The following is an 18,191-nucleotide window of genomic DNA, read 5'->3' as shown; positions in this document are numbered from 1 at the left end:
TTCCTCATGTTCGCTGCAAATTCATGTTTTTCGACACAAAAATCGGCTTTGTAGCCAGAGTGATACGGATGTGTACTTTACATACGTTCATGAACGTAAGTATATTGATTAGCAAGCTATCTATCTAGTCGCAACGAGGACCTTTCATGAAACTCAAGCCTTGCGTGGCCACCCTGGTCTCTGCGGCGGCACTCACCTGCCTGCTCACTGGCTGCAACAAAGAGGCGGCAGTACCCGCCCAGCAGACCCCCCAGGTTGGCGTGGTGACCTTGCACCCGCAGTCCTACACCCTGACCAGCGAAGTGCCGGGCCGGGTCACTGCGTTCCGTATTGCCGAGGTGCGCCCGCAGGTGGATGGGGTGATTCTCCAGCGCCTGTTCAAAGAGGGCAGTGACGTCAAGGCGGGGCAGCAGCTCTACCAGATCGACCCGTCGGTGTACCAGGCTACCCTGGCCAGCGCCAAGGCCAGCCTGGCCTCGGCCACGTCCCTGGCGGACCGCTACAAGCAGCTGATCGATGAACAGGCCGTCAGCCGTCAGGAATACGACAACGCCAAGTCCACCGAACTGCAGGACCAGGCAGCGTTGATGACCGCGCAGATCAACATGCGCTACACCAAGGTGCTGGCGCCCATCGATGGCCGCATTGGTCGTTCCAGCGTGACCGAAGGCGCCCTGGTCACCAATGGCCAGACCGACGCCATGGCCACCGTCCAGCAGCTGGACCCTATCTACGTCGACGTCACCGAGTCCTCGGCCGACCTGCTGAAACTGCGCAAGGCTCTGGCCAGCGGCCAACTGCAAAAAGTTGGCGACAATGGCGCCAAGGTCAAGCTGACCCTGGAAGACGGCAGCGCGTTCAACCAGGACGGCACGCTGGAGTTCTCGGAAGTGTCGGTGGATGAAAGCACCGGTTCGGTGACCCTGCGAGCCAAGTTCGCCAACCCTGACCACACCCTGCTGCCGGGCATGTTCGTGCACGCGCAACTGCAGGCCGGCGTTGCCGCCACCGCCATCCTGGCGCCACAGCAGGGCGTGACTCACGACCTCAAGGGCACCCCGACCGCGCTGGTGGTCAATGCCGACAACAAGGTCGAGCTGCGTGAGCTGAAGGCCAGCCGCACCGTGGGTACCGACTGGCTGATCGAAGACGGCCTGCACGACGGCGACCGCGTCATCACCGAGGGCCTGCAGTACGTGCACCCGGGTGACAGCGTGAAAGTCAGCGCCGCCAGCAACGCCACGGCCGCTACCAACGCCCAGGCCAGTATCGCGGCGAAAGGGGAGTAATTCATGTCCAAGTTCTTTATCGACCGGCCCATTTTCGCCTGGGTGATAGCCCTGGTGATCATGCTGGTCGGCGCCTTGTCGATCCTCAACCTGCCGATCAACCAGTACCCCAGCATCGCGCCGCCGGCCATCGACATTACCGTGACTTACCCGGGCGCTTCCGCGCAGACCGTGCAGGACACCGTGGTGCAGGTGATCGAGCAGCAGCTCAATGGTATCGACAACCTGCGCTACATCTCCTCGGACAGTAACTCCGACGGTTCGATGACCATTGAGGCCACCTTCAACCAGGGCACCAATCCGGACATGGCCCAGGTGCAGGTGCAGAACAAGCTCAACCTGGCCACCCCGTTGCTGCCTCAGGAAGTGCAGAACCAAGGTATCCGCGTGACCAAGGGGGTGAAGAACTTCCTGATGGTGATTGGCCTGGTGTCCAGCGACGGCACCATGACCAAGGAAGACCTGGCCAATTACATCGTCTCCAACATGCAGGACCCGATTTCGCGGGCCGCCGGTGTGGGTGACTTCCAGGTGTTCGGTGCCCAGTACGCCATGCGTATCTGGCTGGACCCGGCCAAGCTGAACAAGTACCAGCTGACCCCGGGCGATGTCTCCACCGCCATCACCAACCAGAACGTGCAAGTGTCCTCGGGTCAATTCGGCGGCCTGCCGTCGGTGGCGCACCAGGAGCTCAACGCCACCATCATCGGCAAGACCCGCCTGCAAACGGCCGAGCAGTTCAAGAAAATCCTGCTCAAGGTCAACACCGACGGTTCGCAAGTGCGCATCGGCGACGTCGCCGACGTGGCCCTGGGCGGCGAGAACTACAGCATCAGTTCGGAGTACAACGGCAAGCCGGCCTCGGGCATGGCCATCAAACTGGCCACCGGCGCCAACGCGCTGGACACCGCCAAAGCCATCCGCGAGACAGTTGCGTCCCTGGAACCCTTCTTCCCGCCAGGCGTGAAGGTGGTGTACCCGTATGACACCACGCCCGTGGTCACCGGCTCTATCCACGGTGTCGTGGAAACCCTGATCGAAGCCATCATCCTGGTGTTCCTGGTGATGCTGCTGTTCCTGCAGAACATCCGCGCCACGCTGATCACCACCATGGCCGTACCCGTGGTACTGCTGGGTACTTTCGGTATCCTCGCCGCCGCCGGCTTCAGCATCAACACCCTGACCATGTTCGGCATGGTGCTGGCCATCGGGCTGTTGGTGGACGACGCCATCGTGGTGGTGGAAAACGTGGAGCGGGTGATGGCCGAAGACGGCCTGTCACCCAAGGAAGCCACGAAGAAATCCATGGGCCAGATCCAGGGTGCCCTGGTGGGTATCGCCATGGTGCTATCGGCGGTGCTGCTGCCCATGGCGTTCTTCGGTGGTTCCACCGGTGTGATCTACCGTCAGTTCTCCATCACCATCGTCTCGGCCATGGCCCTGTCGGTATTGGTGGCGTTGATCTTCACCCCGGCCCTGTGCGCCACCATCCTCAAGCCCATCGCCAAGGGCAGCCACGGCAAGACCAGCGGTTTCTTCGGCTGGTTCAACCGCACGTTCGACCATGGCGTGGCTCGCTACGAGCGTGGCGTGACCAGCATTCTCAAACACAAGGCGCCGTACCTGCTGGCCTATGTGTTGATTGTGGCGGGCATGGTGTTCCTGTTTACCCGCATTCCGTCCTCGTTCCTGCCCGAAGAAGACCAGGGCGTACTGTTCACCCAGGTCACCACGCCGCCGGGCACCCCGGCCCAGCGTACCCAGCAGGTCATCGACCGGCTGCGTGACTACATGCTCAACGATGAACCCGGCGCCGTGCGTTCGGTGTTCACCGTAACCGGCTTCAACTTTGCCGGCCGCAGCCAGAACTCCGGCATGGGCTTTGTCATGCTCAAGCCGTGGGACGAGCGCAGCGCCAAGGACAGCGTTTCGGCCCTGGCGGCCCGTGCCCAGGCGCATTTCGCCAGCTTTCGCGATGCCATGGTGTTTGCCTTCGCACCGCCGGCGGTGATGGAACTGGGTAACGCCAGTGGTTTCGACGTGTACCTGCAAGACCGTTCCGGCGTGGGCCACGCCAAGCTGATGGAGGCACGCAACAAGTTTCTCGCCGCCGCTGCCAAGAGCCCGATCCTGGCCCAGGTGCGCCCTAACGGCCTGGACGATGAACCCCAGTACCAGCTGATTCTCGATGACGAGCGCACCGAGGCACTGGGGGTGACCGTGGCCGACGTCAACGACACCCTGTCGTATGCGTTCGGTGGCAGCTATGTGAACGACTTTATCGACCGTGGCCGGGTGAAGAAAGTGTACATCCAGGGCAAGGCGGATTCGCGCATGAACCCGGATGACCTGAACAAGTGGTACGTGCGCAACAGCGCCGGCACCATGGTGCCGTTCTCCGCCTTCGCCACCGGCAAGTGGATCTACGGCTCGCCGAAGCTGTCGCGCTTCAACGGTGTGTCGGCGGTGGAACTGCTCGGCTCGCCAGCCCCTGGCCACAGTACCGGTGAGGCCATGGCCGAAGTGGCGCGCATTGCCGCCACGCTGCCAACCGGTATCGGTTACTCCTGGACCGGCCTGTCGTACGAAGAAAAGTTGTCGGGTTCCCAGGCGCCTGCCCTGTACGCCATTTCCATGCTGATGGTGTTCCTGTGTCTGGCGGCTCTGTATGAAAGCTGGTCGATCCCGATCGCGGTGATGCTGGTGGTGCCGCTGGGGATCATCGGTGCGCTGCTGGCCACCACCCTGCGCGGGCTGTCCAACGACGTGTACTTCCAGGTGGGCCTGTTGACCACCATTGGTCTTGCGGCGAAGAACGCGATTCTGATCGTCGAGTTCGCCAAGGAACTGCACGAGCAGGGCATGAGCTTCACCGAGGCCGCCATTGGCGCATGCCGCATCCGCTTGCGGCCCATCATCATGACCTCGCTGGCGTTCATCCTCGGCGTAGTGCCCCTGGCCATTTCCCACGGCGCCGGCGCAGGCAGTCAACACGCCATCGGTACCGGCGTGATCGGCGGCATGCTCACCGCCACCACCCTGGCCGTGTTCTGGGTGCCGCTGTTCTTCGTCAGTGTGTCGTCGCTGTTCGGCGACAAGCGCAAGGCCAAAGAAGAGTCCGCACCTGCCATTGAAGAGGAGACCGCACAATGACTCGTCCCTTGACGTTTCTGGCGCTGGCGGCGTTCATGCTCGGCGGTTGCTCGCTGATCCCGCACTACGATCGCCCGGCCGCCCCGGTGGCCGCGCAATTCCCGCAAGGGCCGGCCTACGCGCCGGCCCAGGAGGCGGCCGCCCAGGCCGCCGCCGAGCAGGGTTGGCAGCACGTGTTCCGTGACCCTGCGTTGCAATCGGTGATTCATACCGCCCTGGACAACAACCGCGACCTGCGCGTGGCGGCCTTGAATGTAGAGGCCTACCGTGCTCAGTACCGCATCCAGCGCGCCGATCTGTTTCCGGCGGTGACCGCCGGCGGCACTGCCGAGCGGGCACGTACGCCCGCTGACTTGAGCACCACCGGCAAGACCGCTGTGGGTGGCGAATACACCGCTACGCTGGGTATCAGCGCCTATGAGCTGGACCTGTGGGGGCGCGTGCGCAGCCTCAGCAAGGAGGCCCTGGAAACCTACCTGGCCAGCGAGGAAGGCCGCCGTTCCACGCACATCAGCCTGGTGGCCAGCGTGGCCAATGCCTGGTTCACCCTGGAGTCGGACAAGGAACTGCTGAAGCTGACCCAGGACACCCTGGACACCTACGAGCAGAGCTACAAGCTGACCGAGCACAGCGGTGAAGTGGGTGTGTCGACGGCACTGGACGTGAGCCAGGCGCGCATCTCGGTGGAAACCGCCAAGGTCAGCCTGGCCAAGTACCAGCGCGCCGTGGCCCAGGACATGGATAACCTGGTGCTGTTGCTGGGCACCCATCTGCCGGACAACCTGCCGGGTGCACAGCCGCTGGCCAATGACCTGGTGGCCGAAGTGCCGGCCGGGTTGCCGTCGGACCTGCTGCAGCGGCGCCCTGACATCCTTGAGGCCGAACATACGCTCAAGGCGGCCAACGCCAACATCGGCGCGGCGCGGGCAGCGTTCTTCCCCAGCGTTACCCTCACGGCCAGCGCCGGTGCCGAGAGCGCCGACATGGGTCACCTGTTCAAGGGCGGGCAGGGCACGTGGACGTTCGCGCCGAGCATCAACATTCCGATCTTCAACGCCGGCAGCCTGAGGGCCAGCCTGGATTACGCGAAGATCGAGAAGGACGTCAACGTGGCCAGCTACGAGAAAGCCATCCAGACCGGCTTCCAGGAAGTCGCCGACGGCCTGGCCGCGCGCCAGACCTACAAGCAGCAATTGCTGGCGCAGAAAGACCTGGTGCAAGCCAACCAGGACTACTACCGCCTGGCCGAACGTCGCTACCGCACCGGCATCGACAGCAACCTGACCTTCCTCGACGCCCAGCGCTCGCTTTTCAGCGCGCAGCAATCGGCGATCACGGATCGGTTGGCGCAGTTGACGGCTGAGGTGAATTTGTACAAAGCGTTGGGGGGTGGTTGGAAGCAGTGATCTAGGGCGCCGGGTGCATGGCGATATTTCTTCTGTGTTGCACACGCCGCGCGCCACCCGCGCGGCGGCCCTTGACCCAATCCCACAGGAGAGGGAATGTCTGGCTAAACCAGCCCCCCCTTCGTCAACACTATGTAAATAAAAAGCAAAGCCCCCTCCCTCAGGGTTGGCACGGCGTTCGATGCAAGGTCAAATGCCCCAATGAACTTAAACGCCCGCCACCGCTCGAACCCTGCGCCCTGCACACTGCCTGCACAATTACTGGCTATGCTGCCCAGTGACTTGCCCAGAGCCGATTCGATGCCTGTGCCTTTTTCCTCTTGCCCACGCAGACACTTTCAATGACCCAGACTCCGGCAGCTCGCTCCCGCAAGCGTCTTGTACTTGCGCTCCTGATCGCCGCCGCCATTGGCGCCGCCTTCATCTACGTCAAGCACACACCGTCCACCCCCGAGGCGCCTGAAACCGGCGCTGCACCGGCGGCGGGCCCAGGCGGGCGCCATGGCGGCCCGGGGATGGACGCCAATGCCACGGTCAGCGTCGCGGTGGGCACGGCCGGCGTGGCCGATGTGCCGGTGATCCAGCAGGCGCTGGGTACGGTGATTCCCAACTACTCGGTCACGGTCACCAGCCGCGTGGACGGCGAGCTGATGGCGGTGTATTTCACCGAAGGCCAGTACGTGAAGAAGGGCCAGTTGTTGGCGCAGATCGACCCCCGCGCCTACCAGGCCACCCTGGACCAATACCAGGGCGACCTGGCGCAGAACCAGGCACTGCTCAAGAGCGCGCAGCTGACCGTGGCGCGCTACCAGCGCCTGTTTGCCAAGGACTCCATCGCCAAGCAGGACCTGGACACCCAGACCGCCACCGTAGGCCAGTACGCCGGCGCCGTGAAAGCGGACCTGGCGCAGATCGACGCCGCCAAGCTCAACCTCATCTACGCCAAGATCATCTCGCCCATCGACGGCTACGTCGGCCTGCGGCTGGTAGACCCGGGCAATATCGTCACCTCCAGCAGTACCACCGGCATCGTCACGGTTACCCAGACCAACCCCATCGCGGTAACCTTCAGCATTCCCCAGGCGCAACTGGCAACCATCCTGCCCAAGGTGCGCAAGGGTGAAGTGCTGGCGGTGCAGGCCCTGGACCAACTGGGCAGCGCAGTGTTGGCCAACGGTTCGCTGAAATTCATCAGCAACGAGATCGACACCAGCACCGGCAGCATCAAGCTCAAGGCCCAGTTCGACAACCCGGACGAGAAGCTCTACCCCAACCAGTTCGTCAACGTGAAGCTGACCACCGACACCCTGCACAACGCGGTGGTGGTGCCCTCGGCGGCCGTGCAGTTGAGCAGCGACGGCGAGTTCCTCTACGCGGTCAAGGACGGCAAGGTGCAGCGCCGCTCCGTCAAGGTCGGCCCGGCGCTGGGCGAGCAGACCGTGATCACCCAGGGCGTGGCCCAGGGCGAACAGGTGGTGACCCGTGGCATCGATCACCTGCGCGACGGCAGCAAGGTCGACGTGGAGAAACCGGCCAGCACCGACGCCGGCGCGAAAAAAACCGCCCAGCCCAAGACCGACGATAAAGCCGAATGAACCCGTCCAGACTGTTCATCCAGCGGCCGGTCGCCACCGTGCTGCTGATGCTGGCGGTGATGCTCTCGGGCATCTTTGCTTATCGCCTGCTGTCCACCTCGGCGCTGCCGGAGGTCGACTACCCGACCATCCAGGTCAGCACCCTGTACCCGGGCGCCAGCGCCAACGTGCTGGCCTCGGCCGTCACCGCGCCGCTGGAACGTCAGCTGGGGCAAATGTCGGGCCTGTCGCAGATGTACTCCACCAGTTCGGCCGGGGCTTCGGTGATCACCCTGAAGTTCTCCCTGGACCTGTCCCTGGACGTGGCCGAGCAGGAAGTGCAGGCCGCCATCAACGCCGCCGACAGCCTGCTGCCCAGCGACCTGCCCAACCCGCCCACCTACAAGAAGGTGAACCCGGCGGACACCGCGGTGCTAACCCTGGCCGCCACCTCCGACAGCCTGCCGCTGACCCGCGTGCAAGACCTGATCAATACTCGCGTGGCGCTGAAGCTGTCGCAGATTAACGGCGTGGGCATGGTCAGCCTCGCCGGCGGCCAGCAACCGGCGGTGAAGATCGAGGTCAACCCCACCAGCCTGGCCGCCCACGGCTTGACCCTGGAGGACGTGTACGACAAGGTCAACGCCGCCAACGTCAACGGCTCCAAGGGCGGTTTCGACGGCCCCTCGCACTCCATTACCATCGACGCCAACGACCAGTTGCGCGACGCCGTGGAATACGGCGAGCTGGTGCTGGCCTACGAAAACGGTTCGGCCTTGCGCCTCAAGGACGTTGCCACCACCGCCGAGGCCCCCCAGGACCAGTACCTGGCGGCCACCGCCAACGGCCAGCCGGCCATCGTCGTCAACGTGCAGCGCCAGCCTGGTGCCAACGTGATCGAGGTGGTCGACAGCATCAAGCAGAAGTTGCCGGCCCTGCAGGCCGCCTTGCCTGACTCGGTGAAACTGGCGGTCATCAGTGACCGCACGCAAACCATCCGCGCCTCCATCAAGGACGTGCAGATCGAACTGCTGTTGTCCATCGGCCTGGTGGTGCTGGTGACCTTTGCCTTCCTGGGCAATTTCACCGCCACCCTGATTCCCAGCATCGCGGTGCCGCTGTCGCTGATCGGCACGTTCGGGGTGATGTACCTGGCTGGTTTCTCCATCAACAACCTGACCCTGATGGCCATGACCATCGCCACCGGCTTCGTCATCGACGACGCCATTGTGGTGGTGGAGAACATTTCCCGGCACCTGGAAGAGGGCGAGGAACCCATGGCCGCCGCGCTCAAGGGTTCCCAGGAAATCGGCTTCACTATTATTTCCCTGACCTTCTCGCTGATTGCCGTACTGATCCCGCTGCTGTTCATGGGCGATGTGGTCGGCCGGCTGTTCCGCGAGTTCGCCATCACCCTGGCGGTGGCGATCCTGGTGTCCATGGTGATCTCGCTGACCCTGACGCCCATGCTCTGCGCGCACCTGCTGCGCCATGTGCCCGAGGGTGGCCAGAGCCGCTTTGCCCGGTGGGGTGACCGCCAGTACCACAAGGTGCTCAACGCCTACGACCGCGGCCTGCTGTGGGTGCTGGACCATCAGCGCCTGACCCTGCTGGTGGCGGTAGGCACCGTGGCGTTGACCGCGTTCCTGTACCTGGTGGTGCCCAAGGGCTTCTTTCCCACCCAGGACACCGGCTTGATCCAGGGCTTCACCCGCGCCTCCCAGGATGTATCGTTCAGCGAAATGGCCCGGCGCCAACAGGCCATGGCCGAGGTGGTTCGCCAAGACCCGGCAGTGCAGTCGGTGTCGTCGACCATTGGCGTGGACGGCAACAACGGCTCGCTGAACAACGGCCGCCTGCAGATCGAACTCAAACCGTTCGAAGACCGCGATGACACCGCTACCCAGGTGATTACCCGCCTGGAAAAATCGGCGAAGAACGTGGCGGGCCTGCAACTGAACCTGGTGTCGTCCCAGGACCTCACCGTGGACGATCAACTGACGCCCAGCCAGTATCAGTTCACCCTGGATGACTCGGAAAGCGCCAACCTTTCGGCGTTCATTCCCAAGCTGATGGAGAAGTTGCAGCACCGCAAGGAAATGCGCGACGTCATCGACAACCTGCAAGACCAGGGCCTTGTGGCCTACGTCGAACTCGACCGCGCAGCCGCCATGCGTTTCGGCATCACCGCCTCCGACGTCGACACGGCGCTGTACAACGCGTTCGGCCAGCGCCTGATTTCGACCATTTTCACCCAGTCCAACCAGTACCGCGTGGTGCTGCAGGTGCCAGGCAAGTTCCAGCAGAACCTGGCGGCCTTCGACAACATCTACCTGGCGGCGGCCACCACCAGCACCACCGGTAGCAACAGCAGCACCACCACCACGACTACGGGCACCACCACCGGCAGCAGTGCCTCGACCACCAGCTCGTCCACCACCACCACGGCGGCGCAGATGGTGCGCCTGACCGACATCGCCAAGGTAGGCCAGCGCACCGGTTCGCTGTCGCTCAGCCGCCTGGACCAGTTCCCGGCCGTGACCCTGTCGTTCAACCTGGCCGACGGCTATTCGCTGGAACAGGCGCAGCAGGCCATCAGTCAGGTCATGACCGAACTGGACGCGCCCAGCAGCATCACCCTGCGTTACCAGGGCGCCGCCGATGCTTTCCAGACCGCCACCAGCAACACCCTGTGGCTGATCCTGGCGGCGTTGGTGACCATGTACATCGTGCTTGGCATGCTCTACGAGAGCTTCATCCACCCGGTGACCATTCTTTCGACGCTGCCGTCGGCGGCCATCGGCGCCTTGCTGGCGCTGTTGCTCACGGGCACGGAGTTCAGCCTGATCGCCTTGATCGGCGTGATCCTGTTGATCGGTATCGTCAAGAAGAACGCCATCATGATGATCGACTTCGCCCTGGAAGGCCGCCAGCATCAGCGCCTCAACGCCCGCGATGCCATTCACCGGGCGGCGCTGCTGCGCTTGCGGCCCATCCTGATGACTACCCTGGCGGCGCTGTTCGGCGCCTTGCCGCTGATGCTTGCCACCGGTGCCGGCGCTGAATTGCGCCGGCCCCTGGGCCTGGTGATTGTGGGTGGCTTGTTGCTGAGCCAGATTCTCACGCTGTTCACCACGCCGGTGATCTACCTGCTGTTTGATCGCCTCAGCGAACGCGCCAAGGCCCGCATCACCCGGGGCAGGGCACAGGCATGAACCTGTCACGGCTGTTTATCCGTAAACCGGTAGCCACCTTGCTGTTGAGCCTGAGCATCACCCTGGCCGGCATCCTGGGTTATAAACTGCTGCCGGTGGCGCCGCTGCCGCAGGTCGACTTCCCCACCATCATGGTCAGCGCCTCGCTGGCCGGGGCCAGCCCCGAGACCATGGCGGCCACGGTGGCCACGCCGCTGGAGCGCAGCCTGGGGCAGATCGCCGGCATCACCGAGATGACGTCCACCAGCAGCCAGGGCTCCACCACGCTGATCCTGCAGTTCGACCTGGACCGCGACATCAACGGCGCCGCCCGCGACGTGCAGGCGGCCATCAACGCCTCGCGCAGCCTGCTGCCCAGCTCCATGCCGTCGCTGCCCACTTACCGCAAGGCCAACCCGTCCGAGGCGCCGGTGCTGATGCTGGCGCTGACGTCGTCCACGCGCAGCCCGGGCGAGCTATACGACCTGGCCTACAGCAAGCTGCAACAGAAGATCGCCCAGGTGAACGGCGTGGGCGAGGTGTCGGTGCGCGGCGGTGCGCTGCCGGCCGTGCGCATTGACGTGCAGCCGAACCTGTTGAACAACGCCGGCATTTCTCTGGAAACCGTGCGTGAGGCCATCGACAACGCCACCAAGGCCAAGCCCAAGGGCATCCTCCAGGGTGACGGGCAAAGCTGGGTGATCGACGGTAACGACCAGATCGACAAGGCCGTGGACTACCAGGAACTGGTGATCACGTATCAGAACGGCACCGCCGTACGCCTCAAGGACGTGGCCAACGTCTACGACTCGGTGGAAGACACCTTCGTGGGCGGTTACTACAACGGCCAGCCCTCGGTGACGCTGGGCGTGACCCGCCAGGCCGGCGCCAACATGTTGCAGACCATCGACAGCATCAAGGCGCTGATCCCCGAACTGCAACGCGAGATTCCCGGCGACGTGCAACTGATCAGCGTGATCGACCGTGGCCCCACGGTGAAGTCGTCGCTGCATGACACCGAGGAAACGCTGCTGATCGCCACCTTGCTGGTGATCGCGGTGGTGTTCGTGTTCCTGCGCAACCTGCGCGCCACGCTGATTCCGGCGGTGGTGCTGCCGGTGTCACTGATCGGTACCTGCGCAGTGATGTACCTGCTGGGCTACAGCCTCGACAACCTGTCGCTGATGGCGCTGATCATCTGCACCGGCTTTGTGGTGGACGACGCCATCGTGGTACTGGAGAACATCGCCCGTTACCAGGAAATGGGCATGCGCCCCCTGCGCGCAGCGCTGATGGGCACCCGCGAGGTGGGCTTCACGGTGCTGTCCATGACCCTGTCGCTGATTGCCGTGTTCATTCCCATCCTGCTGATGGGCAGCATTGTCGGCCGACTGTTTCGCGAGTTCGCGGTCACCTTGAGCATTGCCCTGGGCCTGTCGATGATCGTGTCGCTGAGCCTCACCCCGGTGCTGTGCGTGATGCTGCTGCGCCAGCCGGTGCATGATGCGAAGGAACCGCGCCTCTATCAATGGATCGAGGCTGGGCTGGCCCGCCTGCAGGGCGCCTACCTGGCGGGGCTGGCGTGGGTGATGCGCCATCGCCTGCTGACCCTGTTCAGCCTGTTGCTGACGGTGGCGCTGAACGTGTACCTGTATGCCACGGTGCAGAAGGGCTTCTTCCCGGCCCAGGACACCGGGGTGCTGATGGGCGCCGTGCGCGCCGACCAGAACATCTCGTTCCAGGCGCTCAAGCCCCACCTGATGCAGATTGCCCATGACCTGGCCGCCGACCCTGACGTGGAGGCAGTGATGTCGTCCACTGGTAGCGGCCGCGCCGGTTCGCGCAATACCGGTGACTTCTTCATCCGCCTCAAGGATTACAAGCAGCGCACCAGCAGCGCTGCGGCCATTGCCAACCGCCTGACCCGGCAGAACAACAAGGTGGCCGGCATCCAGGTGTTCCTGATGCCCGCCGAAGATATTCGCGTGGGGGGCCGCAGCGCCAACGCCACATACCAGTTCAGCTTGCAGGCCGATGACCTGGACCTGCTGCGCGTGTGGGAGCCCAAGGTGGAGGCGGCCTTGCGCGCCTTGCCCGAGTTGACCGGCATCGACTCCGACGCCCAGACCGGCGGCCAGGAACTCAAGCTGCACATTGACCGCGCAGCCGCCAGCCGCCTGGGCGTGAGCGTGAGCGACATCGACAACCTGCTCAACAACGCCTACAGCCAGCGCCAGGTGGCCACCCTGTACAAAACCCTCAACCAGTACCACGTGGTGATGGGCCTGGACCCGGTGTACACCAGCGACTCCACCATGCTTGAGCGCATGTACGTGATCAACAGCGACAACCAGCAGGTGCCGTTGACCGCGTTCGCCACCTTCAGCCCTGACAACGCGCCCCTGGCCGTGGCCCACCAAGGCCAGTCGGCCACCAGTACCATTGCCTTCAACCTGCAGGACGGCGTGTCGCTGGAGCAAGCCACGGCGGCCATCAACGCCGCCGTGGACAAGGTTGGCCTGCCGCGGGATATTCAGGCCGGTTTCGCCGGTACGGCCCAGGCCTACGCGGCACTGGCGGCGAGCATGCCGTGGCTGATCGCCGCCGCCTTGCTGGCGGTGTATATCGTGCTGGGCGTGTTGTATGAAAGCTACATTCACCCGCTGACCATTCTCTCGACGCTGCCGTCGGCCGGGGTAGGGGCGCTGTTGCTGCTCAAGGCGGTAAACATGCAACTGACGGTGATTGCCCTGATCGGCATCCTGTTGCTGATCGGCATCGTCAAGAAGAACGCCATCATGATGATCGACTTCGCCCTGATGGCTGAGCGCGATCGCAAGCTGCCGCCCGAGCAGGCCATCATCGAGGCCTGTCGCATGCGCTTCCGGCCCATCATGATGACCACCCTGGCGGCGTTTTTCGGTGCCTTGCCGCTGGCCCTCGGCAGCGGCGGTGACGCCGACCTGCGCAAGCCCCTGGGCGTGGCCATTGCCGGCGGCCTGGCGCTGAGCCAACTGCTGACGCTGTTCACCACTCCTGTGGTGTACCTCTATCTTGACCGCATGAGCCGTGCCACCCGGCATCTCTGGCACACGCGTATCCGCCGCAGCCATGTGCCCGGCTGACTGACAAGGGTTATACAATGAATGCTTTTCTGCCTTCCCGCCTCTGTGTTGCCGTGCTGCTGGCCAGCAGCCTGCTGGGCGGTTGCATGGTTGGCCCCGACTACAAAAAGCCGACGGCGCCGATGTCCACCACGTTCAAGGAAGCCGACGGCTGGAAGGCCGCCAGCCCCCAGGACGAGCTGCCCAAGGGGCCGTGGTGGGCGCTGTATGAAGACCCGCAACTGAACGCGCTGGCCGGGCAGGTTCAGCTCAATAACCAGAACGTGGCGGTGTACGCGGCGCAGTACCGCCAGGCCCTGGCGCTGGTGCGTGAGTCGCGCGCCGACCTGTTCCCGACCCTCACCGGCACGGCGTCGAGCACGCGCAGTGAAACCGGCACCGGCTCGTCCAGCAGTTCCAGCAGCAGCTCCAGCGCCGGTGCGCCGCAGAACGAGCACTCGGCCAGCCTCAGCCTGAGCTGGGAGGCCGACATCTGGGGCAAGCTGCGCCGCACCGTGGAAGAGAACCGCGCCAGCGCCCAGGCCAGCGCCGCCGACCTGGCCAACGCTACCCTGAGCGCCCAGTCCACCCTGGCCCAGGACTACTTCCAGCTGCGCATTCTTGACCAGCGCATCGCCCTGTACCGCGAGACCATCAAGGGTTACGAGCGCTACCTGCGGGTGATCCAGAACAAGTACGACGAGCAGATTTCCTCGCGTGCCGACCTGGCCACCGGCAAGACCCAATTGCAGAGCGCCCAGGCCTCCATGCTCGACCTGCAGTGGCAGCGCGCCCAGTACGAACACGCCATTGCCTTGCTGATCGGCAAACCACCGGCCGACTTCGCCCTGGCCGTGGACGAAGGCTGGCAATACCACGTGCCCTCCGTGCCGCTGGGCTTGCCCAGTCGCCTGCTGGAGCGTCGTCCGGACATCGCCGCCGCCGAACGCGACATGGCCGCTGCTAACGCCGCCGTGGGCGTGGCCACCGCCGCCTACTACCCCGACCTGACCCTGAGTGCCAGCGGTGGCTACCAGGGGTCGACCATCAGCAACCTGTTCTCGGTGCCTAACCGCTTCTGGTCCATCGGCCCGAGCCTGACCGGCACTATCTTTGACTTCGGCGCCACCAAGGCGGCGGTGGAGCAGGCGCGCTTTGCCTACGATGCCAAGGTAGCGACCTACCGGCAGACGGTATTGACCGGGCTGGGCGAGGTAGAGGACTACCTGGTTGAACTGCGCACTCTGGAACCGGAGCTGGTGGCACGACGCAATTCGGCGCAGTCGGCGGAGGAGTCGGCGTCGGTCAGCCGCGACCAGTATGAAGCCGGCGTCATCGACTACCTGGACGTGGCCACCACCCAGGCCACCAGCCTCAGCGAGCGCCAGACCCTGCTCAGCCTGGTGGCCACGCAGTTGGTCACCAGCGTGCAGTTGCAAGCCGCCCTGGGCGGTTCCTGGACCGGGGAGTAACCACCGCGAAACCCTGCCTGCCGCTGCCGGCAGGCTGCGGTTACTGCGTGGGTTGCCAGTCAGCGATACAAACGCGCCTCCAACGCGCCCCGTACTGCTGTCCATTCTTCATCAATTACACTGAAGCGCACCGAATTGCGCTTGCGCCCGTCGGGCATGATCCGTTCATTGCGTACGATGCCTTCCTGCTTCGCCCCCAGGCGCAGAATCGCCGCCCGTGACGGGGCGTTGATCTCGTCGGTGGTGAACTGCACACGCACACACTCCAGCACCTCGAAGGCATGCCGCAGCATGAGGTACTTGGCCTCGGTATTGACGAAGCTGCGCTGCCAGCGCCGGGAAATCCAGGTGCTGCCGATTTCCAGCTTGCGGTTGGCGCGGTCGACTTTCCAGAAACGCGTGCTGCCGATCACCTCGCCGGTTTCCCTCAGCACGGTGGCGTAGGGCAGCACGGTGCCGGCGTCGCGGCCCTTGAGGGCAGTGTCCAGGTAGGTGCTCACCGTGGTGGCCGAGGGCACCACGGTGAAAGGCAGGTTCCACAGTTCGCCGTCGCTGGCCGCAGCCACCAAGGCCGCGGCGTCGTCACGTTGCAGGGGGCGCAGAATGATCCGGGGGCCTTCGAGTGCTTGCATGTCAGAGCCTGTCAATGCGGGTGGGGTACCCGCAAAGTCTACCGCCAAGTCAGGGCTTCTTGTCTTGCATAATCGCGAAGCCCTGCTTGTTCTCACTGACGATGCGCACCTGCTCATCCTGCCCGGCACTGGCCTGCACGAGGATCTCGCGGTGCAGGCTGCCCTTGCCGCACAGGGTGTCGTCGGCCGTGTCGGTGACAATCCCCACTATACGGTCGCCCGCCGGTACCTGGAAGCTCGCCACCTCGCCAATGCCGATGCGCGCCGCCACAGCGCGGTCTATGGTGACCGCCACGTAGCAGCCACCGCCAAGCATGCCGATGTCGCGGCGCACCACCAGGGTACTGCCGTTGTCCAGCGGGTCCTGGAAGCCCAGCAGGCGGTCCTTGGGCACGGGGTCGGGGTGGTCGGCACGAAAGGAAGAGCAGCCACTGACCAGTAAAACACTCACTGCGATGCAGATCAGACGCATGGACGCTCCTTGTCTATTTATCCCACGGCATGGGCAGGCCCGCGCGTACCTTGGCGCTCAGCGCCTTGAGGTACTCCAGCGGTTCGCCTTCGGAATGAGCATGGCTTTGCTCATCTACCCAGGTCATGACCTTCTGCCGATCCAGGCTGGGACGGGCATGCAACATCTCCTTGATCACCCGTTCGCAGTGCTGCGAATAGGCAATGACACTGGAAAACATCTGATGGGCCATGATCGCTCCTTGAAGCGGTTTTGCGAGGATCTCAACAAGGTAGCACTCAATGGTGACAGGTGAGGGACAATCGTGCGCCGTGGCGATGGGATGTCCATGGGGAACCGGACAAGACAGGCAAGCCGCTGCGCGGCAGCCTTGCCGGTTGTAGACGAAACAGGGCGGGTGATACCAGAATCGTCTACCGGGTCGACGGCCAGGCGATCATCGTTCTGATCATCGTCGTCGGCGCGCGTCGCGACAGCGAAGGCTACGACGCGGCAGCGGCTACAGACTACTTCTTGTAGGTTTTCGACAGGCGCTGGGCCATGCGCTCGTGGCGCTGCACGTCTTTGAGCTGTGCCAGGGCGAAGGCCTTTAGCTGGGGGTCGTCGTTGCTGTTGGCTTCGGCGCTGTACAGGTCCAGCAGGTCCTGGTTCAGCTTGACCTGGTAAAGGGCGAAGCTGGCTTCCGGGGTCTTGCCGGAGACGGCTGGGGCAGGGGCAACCCTGGTGGGTGGTACGGGCAGATCGATGTCGAGCTTTTTCGCAATTTCGGTCAGCTGTTCATTGATGATGGTGTTGTCCTTGACCATCACACCGACGTAGGTCTGCATGTCGGCCTGCTTGAATTTTTCGCCGCCTTGCTGGTTCAGCAGGATCTGCGCGCCGCCGCCGTTCAGGGCCTTGGTGACGAAGGTGTTGGGCGCGGCGAAAGCGGCGCTGCTGGCGGTGATCAGCAGGGCAAGGCCCAGTTGCAGGGTTTTGCGGTGAGTCATAGATAGGGTCTCGGGCAGAGCAAATGGGCTATGAGAATCGCTTTATCGCTTTTCGACAAATGAAGCTTTGCTCAGTTGCACTGTAGCCGTTATGCAGCCGCCGCCGCCAGGCAGCAGCTACAAGGTTTATTGCAGGTTCACGTAGAGGCCGCCATCCACCAGCAGCGAGGCGCCGGTCACGTAGCGCGCCATGTCGGACGCCAGGAACACTACCGGCCCGGCGATATCGTCCGGTTCACCCAAACGCCCCAGCGGCGTGCGGCCGGTCATGTAGGCCAGTTTGTCCGGGTCGGCCAGGTCGTCCTTGTTGATGTCGGTGGCGATGGTGCCCGGCAGCACCGAGTTGCAGCGAATGCCATATGGGCCCAAGGCGATGGCGCAGGACTGCATCAGCGAATGCAAGCCGGCCTTGGTGGGCGTGTAGTGGGTTTGCATGCCGCCGCCCACCAGGGCGCTGATGGAACTGATGGCGATGATGGCGCCGCCCCGGCCCTGGTTTTTCATCTGGTTGGCGGCCGCCTGCACGGCGAAGTAGGCACCGTTGAGGTTGGTGTTGACGGTCTTCAGGTAGACCTCGCGGGGCATGTCCAGGAACGAGTGGAACGGGCAGATACCGGCATTGTTGACGAACACGTCGACGCTACCGAAGGCTTCCACGGCGCCGGCCACCAGCTTGTCGCCGGTGTCCGGGTCGGCGGCGTCACCGGGCACGTCGATGGCCTGGCCGCCGAAGGCGCGGATTTCCTCGGTCAGCGACGCCGCGGCCTGGTTGCCCTGGGCACTGCCGCTGTGGCCGATGACCACGCGGCCACCCTGGCGGGCACACTCGCGGGCCACGGCGCGGCCAATGCCGCGCGAGGCCCCGGTGATGATCACGGTCTTGTCTTTGAGCAGCATGAGAATCTC

General features: G+C 64.0%; 13 protein-coding genes. 8 read left to right on the top strand and 5 right to left on the bottom strand.

Features of this window, described 5'->3' with window-relative positions:
* Positions 1-146 precede the first annotated feature (146 nt).
* From PMM47T1_RS10195 to PMM47T1_RS10165, 7 genes are all read left to right on the top strand, one after another.
* Positions 147-1,289 (top strand): efflux RND transporter periplasmic adaptor subunit, encoded by a 1,143-nt coding sequence (locus tag PMM47T1_RS10195; RefSeq protein WP_008368344.1) that lies wholly within the window; start codon positions 147-149, stop codon positions 1,287-1,289.
* Between the two features lie 3 nt (positions 1,290-1,292).
* Entirely contained in the window at positions 1,293-4,442 is a 3,150-nt protein-coding gene (locus PMM47T1_RS10190) for an efflux RND transporter permease subunit (RefSeq protein WP_008368343.1), read from the top strand.
* Positions 4,439-5,848, top strand: coding sequence for an AdeC/AdeK/OprM family multidrug efflux complex outer membrane factor (gene adeC, locus PMM47T1_RS10185; RefSeq protein WP_008368342.1), 1,410 nt, complete (start codon positions 4,439-4,441; stop codon positions 5,846-5,848). The genes PMM47T1_RS10190 and adeC overlap by 4 nt, the downstream gene beginning before the upstream one ends.
* A 341-nt stretch (positions 5,849-6,189) precedes the next feature.
* Complete coding sequence (locus PMM47T1_RS10180) at positions 6,190-7,443, top strand: MdtA/MuxA family multidrug efflux RND transporter periplasmic adaptor subunit (RefSeq protein WP_008368341.1); 1,254 nt, start codon at positions 6,190-6,192, stop codon at positions 7,441-7,443.
* Positions 7,440-10,637, top strand: coding sequence for an efflux RND transporter permease subunit (locus tag PMM47T1_RS10175; RefSeq protein WP_008368340.1), 3,198 nt, complete (start codon positions 7,440-7,442; stop codon positions 10,635-10,637). The genes PMM47T1_RS10180 and PMM47T1_RS10175 overlap by 4 nt, the downstream gene beginning before the upstream one ends.
* Positions 10,634-13,741, top strand: coding sequence for an efflux RND transporter permease subunit (locus PMM47T1_RS10170; RefSeq protein WP_008368339.1), 3,108 nt, complete (start codon positions 10,634-10,636; stop codon positions 13,739-13,741). The genes PMM47T1_RS10175 and PMM47T1_RS10170 overlap by 4 nt, the downstream gene beginning before the upstream one ends.
* Before the next feature lie 17 nt (positions 13,742-13,758).
* The gene (locus PMM47T1_RS10165) at positions 13,759-15,192 is read left to right on the top strand and encodes an efflux transporter outer membrane subunit (RefSeq protein WP_008368338.1); all 1,434 of its coding nucleotides are present in this window, start codon (positions 13,759-13,761) and stop codon (positions 15,190-15,192) included.
* Positions 15,193-15,251: 59 nt separating this feature from the next.
* On the opposite strand, the gene PMM47T1_RS10160 is transcribed toward PMM47T1_RS10165, so the two are convergent.
* From PMM47T1_RS10160 to PMM47T1_RS10150, 3 genes are read right to left on the bottom strand one after another with little or no spacing between them, the layout of a single operon-like run.
* Complete coding sequence (locus tag PMM47T1_RS10160; RefSeq protein WP_008368337.1) at positions 15,252-15,824, bottom strand: GNAT family N-acetyltransferase; 573 nt, start codon at positions 15,822-15,824, stop codon at positions 15,252-15,254.
* A gap of 49 nt (positions 15,825-15,873) precedes the next feature.
* Entirely contained in the window at positions 15,874-16,296 is a 423-nt protein-coding gene (locus PMM47T1_RS10155; protein WP_008368336.1) for a 3-isopropylmalate dehydratase large subunit, read from the bottom strand.
* A gap of 13 nt (positions 16,297-16,309) precedes the next feature.
* Positions 16,310-16,528: a hypothetical protein gene (locus tag PMM47T1_RS10150; protein ID WP_008368335.1), complete on the bottom strand. Its 219-nt coding sequence runs from the start codon at positions 16,526-16,528 to the stop codon at positions 16,310-16,312.
* A gap of 59 nt (positions 16,529-16,587) precedes the next feature.
* Here PMM47T1_RS10150 and PMM47T1_RS29020 point away from each other — a divergent pair, with 59 nt between their 5' ends.
* On the top strand, positions 16,588-16,815 hold the full coding sequence (locus PMM47T1_RS29020; RefSeq protein ID WP_157212979.1) for a type II toxin-antitoxin system RelE family toxin: 228 nt from the start codon (positions 16,588-16,590) through the stop codon (positions 16,813-16,815).
* Here PMM47T1_RS29020 and PMM47T1_RS10145 read toward each other — a convergent pair.
* Positions 16,803-17,285 (bottom strand): DUF4142 domain-containing protein, encoded by a 483-nt coding sequence (locus PMM47T1_RS10145; protein WP_008368334.1) that lies wholly within the window; start codon positions 17,283-17,285, stop codon positions 16,803-16,805. The two genes, PMM47T1_RS29020 and PMM47T1_RS10145, sit on opposite strands and share 13 nt — an antisense overlap.
* Before the next feature lie 126 nt (positions 17,286-17,411).
* On the bottom strand, positions 17,412-18,182 hold the full coding sequence (locus PMM47T1_RS10140) for an SDR family NAD(P)-dependent oxidoreductase (protein ID WP_008368333.1): 771 nt from the start codon (positions 18,180-18,182) through the stop codon (positions 17,412-17,414).
* Positions 18,183-18,191: the final 9 nt, after the last annotated feature.

It is taken from the genome of Pseudomonas sp. M47T1, from assembly GCF_000263855.1.
Lineage (GTDB): Bacteria > Pseudomonadota > Gammaproteobacteria > Pseudomonadales > Pseudomonadaceae > Aquipseudomonas.
The sequence above is the reverse complement of the archived record's forward strand: the minus strand, read 5'-3'. Positions and strand labels throughout refer to the sequence as shown.